Annotated in this window: 4 protein-coding genes and 1 pseudogene; 3 read left to right on the plus strand and 2 right to left on the minus strand. The window is 74.9% G+C overall.

All coding sequences use genetic code 11. The features are described from left to right. Positions 1–554 precede the first annotated feature (554 nt). The 3 genes from CUT44_RS33665 to CUT44_RS28830 all read left to right on the plus strand — a co-directional run bounded on the left by CUT44_RS33665 (position 555) and on the right by CUT44_RS28830 (position 4,690). Positions 555–1,298, plus strand: a complete 744-nt coding sequence (locus tag CUT44_RS33665) for a ComEA family DNA-binding protein (RefSeq protein WP_199185872.1) — start codon at positions 555–557, stop codon at positions 1,296–1,298. After that, positions 1,295–3,931 carry a ComEC/Rec2 family competence protein gene (locus tag CUT44_RS28825; RefSeq protein WP_100204887.1) on the plus strand — a complete coding sequence of 879 codons (2,637 nt, stop codon included), beginning with the start codon at positions 1,295–1,297 and terminating at the stop codon, positions 3,929–3,931. Before CUT44_RS33665 ends, CUT44_RS28825 begins: the two co-directional genes overlap by 4 nt. Before the next feature lie 135 nt (positions 3,932–4,066). Beyond that, on the plus strand, positions 4,067–4,690 hold the full coding sequence (locus tag CUT44_RS28830) for a histidine phosphatase family protein (protein WP_100204888.1): 624 nt from the start codon (positions 4,067–4,069) through the stop codon (positions 4,688–4,690). A gap of 71 nt (positions 4,691–4,761) precedes the next feature. Here CUT44_RS28830 and CUT44_RS28835 read toward each other — a convergent pair whose 3' ends face one another. Both CUT44_RS28835 and CUT44_RS33265 read right to left on the minus strand, forming a co-directional pair. Beyond that, on the minus strand, positions 4,762–5,376 hold the full coding sequence (locus CUT44_RS28835; protein ID WP_100204889.1) for an HAD family hydrolase: 615 nt from the start codon (positions 5,374–5,376) through the stop codon (positions 4,762–4,764). A 372-nt stretch (positions 5,377–5,748) separates the two neighbouring features. Further along, a pseudogene (locus tag CUT44_RS33265) lies at positions 5,749–6,000 on the minus strand (hypothetical protein); the annotation flags it as partial.

Consider the following 6,000-nt stretch of genomic DNA (forward strand, 5'->3'; position numbering starts at 1 on the left):
GCCCGGACACCGCGTCCGGTCCCGACTCCGTGCCCGGCCCTGCTCCCGCTCCCGAGGCACCCGCCCCCACCCTCGATGCCGTGGCTGCTGCCGTGGCGACGGTGGTGCCGTTGAGCGAGCGGTCCGGTGTCCTCCTGCCGGATGCGCCGCCGGCCGCCGATCCGGAGCCGTGCGGCCCGGACACCGCGTCCGGTCCCCAGGCCCCTGCCTCAGGTTCTCCCCCTTCCCCTGCCCCCGCTCCCTTTCTCCTCCCGCCCCCTGCGCCTGCGGTGCCCGGTCCGGGGCCCGGCGTCGGGGCGGACACCACCACGCCGCTGTCCCGGGCGGAGGCCGTGGCCGCCGCTCGCGGGGCGGTCCGCCAGGCCCGCGCCCACCGCCGTGCGGCGGCACCTCCGGAGCGTCCGGTACGGACCGCACCGCCCACCGGAGCACGTTCCGCCGCCCCCGCTCCTTTCCCCGCGCGCACTCCCGTCTCCGCTTCCGGTCGCGTCGCCGCCCGCACCACTACCGCACCGGTCCCGCCATCCGGGCCGGAGCCGGGACCGGAGAGGGGGATGCCCCGGCGCCTCCGGCTGGCAGAGGCCGTACGGGACCGGCTGCCGCTGTGGCTGCGGACCCGGTGCGGGGTGCGGCCACGTGCCCTGGCCGCCCTCGCCCTGGTGCTCGCCGTGGCACTGGGCCTGGCCGTCCACCACTTTCGGGACGGCCGCCCGCAGGCCGTGCGGGTACCGCCGGTGGAGTCGGTCTCCCGGGCCCGGGCCGCCGCACCGTCCGGGCTGCCGTCCGCCCCACCGTCCGGGCTGCCCGCCGGTCCGCCCGCCGTACCGGCCTCCGGCGGGAAGCCGCTGATGGTGGACGTGACGGGCGAGGTCCGCAGGCCGGGGGTCCACCGACTGCCGGCCGGCGCCCGGGTGGCGGACGCCCTGCGGGCCGCGGGCGGCATCCGCCCCGGCACCGAGCTCCACGGCCTCAACCGTGCCCGGTTGGTGGCCGACGGCGAGCAGATCGTCGTCGGACAGCCCCCGACGGCACCTGCCGTACCTGCCGCACCTGCCGGATCCACCGCCGCGTCCGCCGTCACCGGGGGCGGCGGTCCGCAGCCGGGCGTGCCGGTCAGCCTCAGCTCCGCCACCGCCGACCAGCTCGACGCACTTCCCGGTATCGGCCCCGTCATGGCCCAGCGCATCATCGACTACCGCAACCAGCACGGCGGTTTCACCTCCGTCGAACAGCTCCGTGAGGTCAACGGCATCGGTGAGCGCCGCTTCGCCGATCTGAAGCCCCTCATCGGGCCGTGACCGGCGGCGACAGGTGGGCCCGGGCCGCCGGTGCCTCCCGCCGGGCGGCGGTGCACGCCGCGGCGGGGAACCGGCTGGGGACAGCCGAGCCACGGCAGGAGGGCCCGGCCGACCTGAGGCTGATCCCGCCCGCGCTGGCCGCGTGGGGCGCGGCGGCACTGGCCCTGGGAGCCCCGGGCCGGGTGGCCGTCGCGGGGGTGACCGGCTGTGCGCTGCTGGTCGCGGCCCTGCTGCTCCACACCCGGCACCGGGCCCGGAGCCGTACCCGGAACCGCGACCAGGAACGAGGCAGGCACCAGGCCCGGAACGGCGGGCGTACGGCGCTGGCCATGACGCTGCTGTGCGCCGCCGCGGGCGGCGGGGTGGCCGCGGCGCACGCCGCCGACCTCCACCGCGGCCCCCTGCCCGGCCTGGCCGGAAGACACGCCCACATCACCGCCGAGGTGACCGTCACCGCCGATCCGCGCACGGTCAAGTCCCGGATCAGAGGCTCCGAGCAACTGCCGGAACTGATCGCACTGCGAGCCGACGCCGTCCGCGTCACCACCACGGACGGCACGGTGACCGCCACCCGTTCCCCGGTGTTGCTGCTGGTGCGGCAGCCGAAGGAGACCGTCACCGCCACCGGCTCTGAAACCGACCCCGATACCGGCCCCGCCGCGACGGCCGACCGGGCGTCGCCCTGGCTCGGGCTCCTCCCCAGCACCCGGCTGCGGGTGGCGGCCCGGCTCGCTCCCGCGTCGGACGACGGCCCCGGTGGCCGGGACATCGCCGCCGTCCTGCGGGTGAGCGGTACGGGTCCGCCCACGGTGACCGGTGAGCCGACCACCGTCCAGCGCACCGCCGGGAAACTGCGGGCCGGACTGCGGGAGGCGAGCGACGGGCTGCCACCCGACGCCCGGGCGCTGCTGCCCGGACTGGTGGTCGGCGACACCTCACGCATCCCGGAGGACCTGGACGAGGCATTCCGCGCCTCGGACATGCTGCATCTGCTGGCGGTCTCCGGCTCCAACCTCGCGATCCTGCTGGTGCTGCTGATCGGACCGCCGGGCCGGGCCGCCCGCGCCGAACGCGGCGGGGCCGCACCCCTGCTGGGACTGTCACTGCGCACCACCGCGGTCACCGGCGCGCTGCTGGTCCTCGTCTTCGTGGTGGTATGCCGCCCCGAGCCCAGTGTGCTGCGGGCGGCGGCCTGCGGGCTGATCACCATCGCGGCGATCGGCACCGGACGCCGGCGCTCCCTGCTGCCCGCCCTGGCCGCCGCCGTCCTGCTGCTGGTGCTGTACGACCCCTGGCTCGCCCGGGACTTCGGGTTCCTGCTGTCCGTGCTGGCCACCGGATCGCTGCTGACCGTCGCGCCCCGCTGGAGCACAGCCCTGCGCCGCCGGGGGGTGCCCGGCCGGCTCGCCGAGGCACTGGCCGCCGCTGCCGCCGCGCAGGCGGCGTGCGCCCCCGTGGTCGCGGTGCTGGCCGCGCATGTCAGCCTGGTCGCCATCCCGTGCAATCTGCTGGCCGAGTTCCTGGTGGCACCCGCGACCGTGCTCGGCTTCGCCGCCCTGGCGGCGGCACCGCTGTCCATGCCCCTGGCCGAGTTCCTGGCCCGGCTGGCGGGCTGGCCCACCGGCGGCATCGCCGCCGTCGCCCGCACGGGCGCCGCCCTGCCCGGCGCCGAGATCGACTGGCCCGGAAGCTGGACGGGCGCCCTGCTGCTGGCCGCACTCACCGGCGTGCTGGCCCTGGCCGCCCGTCGGCTGATACGGCACCCCTGGCACCCCTGGCTCTGTGTGGCCTGCGCCGCTCTGCTGGTCCTGGCGATCGTGCGGCCCGTACCGCTGGTCCGCCCGCTCACCGGCTGGCCGCCCCCCGGCTGGCGGCTGGCCGTCTGCGACGTGGGTCAGGGCGACGCGCTGGCCCTGGCGGCGGGGGAGGGCGCGGCGGTCGTCGTCGACACCGGCCCCGACCCGAGGGCGGTGGACCGCTGTCTGCGCACCCTCGGCGTCACCGCCGTACCCCTGCTGGTGCTCACCCACTTCCACGCCGACCATGTGGCCGGGCTCGGCGGGGTGCTGCGCGGCCGGGCGGTCGGCGCGATCCAGACCACCACCCGGGCCGAGCCGTCCGGCCAGGCGGCGGCCGTCCACCGCGCCGCGTTCCGCGCCGACATCCCCGTCCTGCTGCCGGTGCCGGGGGAGCGGCGCCGGATCGGCCCGCTGACCTGGGAGGTGCTGTGGCCCACCACGCCCCCGCCACCCGGGCCGCCCGCCTCCTCGGGGGAGGAGGCCAACGACGCCAGCGTGACCCTGCTCGCCCGCACCGGGGACCTGACGGTCTTCCTTCCGGGTGATCTCGAACCCCCGGCCCAGCAGCGCCTGCTGGCCACCCGCCCCGACCTGCCGCCCGTCGACGTCCTCAAGGTCGCCCACCACGGCTCCGCCTACCAGGACCCGGCCCTGCTGGCGCGGCTGCGCCCCCGTATCGCCCTGATCTCCTGTGGTGAGGACAACCCCTACGGCCACCCCGCTCCCCGTACCCTCACCGCCCTGCGCACCGTCGGCGCCGCCGTCCTGCGCACCGACACCCACGGCTCCCTGGCCGTCACCGCCGACGGGACGGTGGTCGGCTCGGAGGGGTGAGAAACGAGAACTCCGTTTCCAGAGGAACGCACGTCTCCAGAGGAACGCACGTCGGCGGTCGAACCGCCCGGTGCCGTGCGGCGTCTGTCCGGGTACCCGTCCGCCGGATCGTGAATGCCGAGAAGGGGCCCCGCCTTGGCCGGAACAGCCACCCGTCACCTCTACCTCACCAGGCACGGCGAGGCTTCGCCGGACGAGAGCACACTGACGGACGACGGCCGCCGACAGGCCGTGCTGCTCGGTGAGCGGCTTCGCGACAGTCCGCTCGCAGTGGTCCACCACGGACCACTGCCACGAGCGGAGCAGACCGCCGAACTGATCTGCGGCCGACTCGACGGTGTCCCCTCGCAGCCGTCGGAACCGGCCGGGGACTACCTCCCCCATCTGCCGGAGAGAGAGGAGCTGCCACCGGATTCGGCCGACGCCATGCTGGGCCACCTGTCCCGGTTCCCGGCCGAGGAGCGCGAACACGGCCCCGGGCTGGCGCGGGAGGCCCTTGCCCGGTTCACCGGACCGGTCGAAGGCGATGAACCCCGTCACGAACTCGTGGTGACGCACAACTTCCTCATCGGCTGGCTCGTCCGGGCCGCTCTCGACGCCCCGAAGTGGCGCTGGATGGGGCTCAACCACGCCCACGCCGCCCTGACCGTCATCCGGTACGCGCCCGGTCGGCCCGCCTCCGTGCTGGTCTACAACGACACGGGACACCTTCCCCCGCGGCTTCGCCGGACCGGCTTCCCGCCCGAGCTCCGTCTCTGAGCGGACCGTGCCGGCCGGCGTCCGTGTCTTCGGAGAAGGCGGTCGCCGGTGAGGCGGATCAGGCCGGCGGCCTACGCGGCGGCGGTGCCGAGGTGGGTGGAGATGCGGGCGATCGTCCGCGCGTTGTCCTCGAACAGGTGCCCCCGCATGCCCGCTTCCCGCGCCGCGTCGACGTTGGCCGCCACGTCGTCGACGAACAGGCAGTCCTCCGGACGTACTTCCAGGCGGGCACAGACCAACGCGTAGGCCGCCGGGTCGGGTTTGCACACCCCGACCTCGTGCGAGTAGACGATCTCCTCCACCAGCTCGTCGAAGCGGTACGCCTCCGTCTCCCGCTCCCTGGCGCCGACGAAGCTGTTGCTCAGGATGCCGAGCCTGCAATGCGGCCGCAGATCGCGGACACAGGCGATCAGCTCCTCGTTGGGACTGCCCAGATACTCGGCCCACAGATCGGTCATGAAGGCGTCGACCCGTGGCGCGTCGAGGCCGAGCTCCGCGGCGACCCGTGCCCGCACCCCCTCCTCATCGATCGCCCCGGTGCTCCCCGCCCGCCAGACCTCGCCCAGCCGCCGGTCCACGGTGCCCACCGGCAGCCCGAGCCGCCGTTCCCAGTCCTGCTGCCAGCCCGTCGCCGGAGTGATCTCCAGTACGCCACCGATGTCGAGAACGACGCAGCGTGCCCTCATGCGTGCTCGCCTTCCGTTCCGTGCCGGACGGGGAGGTGGCCACTGCCGGTGCTCCGCCGGGGTGGGGGCCGGGGACAGCAGGTGGCTGTCAGGACGGCGGGCCGCCCCCAAGTGGTTGCACCACCGCTCCGGTGCGGCGCCCGGACCGTCCGGGGAGCCCGAGGGCAACGGTGCGCGATCGGGCTGCTTCGTGTGCTCCGGATTCGCCGGTCCAGCGAATCCGGAGCTCGCCGTCCGCCATTGTCGTGTGGCATTCGCGATCGTGTGACGGCTGGCTCGGAGGAGGAAGACCTGCGGGTCACCTTGGAAGGGGACGACGACGGACATGGTGCCGGCCGTCGTGGGTGGGCGGCCGGCACCATGGGGACGACGTCAGGCGATGATGCGGTTGAAGTTGTTCCAGCCGTGGCCGATTTGGCGGCCGCTGCCGTATGGTGCGCCGTCGTCGCGGATGAAGTTGTTGGAGTACAGCCACATTGTGCCGTCGGGTTTCAGTGCCACCAGGTCGGTGAATCCGTCACCGGTTGCGTCGGCTGCGATGATGCGGTTGAAGTTGTTCCAGCCGTGGCCGATTTGGCGGCCGCTGCCGTATGGTGCGCCGTCGTCGCGGATGAAGTTGTTGGA

The sequence above is a fragment of the Streptomyces carminius genome (genome assembly GCF_002794255.1).
GTDB classification, from domain to species: Bacteria; Actinomycetota; Actinomycetes; order Streptomycetales; family Streptomycetaceae; genus Streptomyces; species Streptomyces carminius.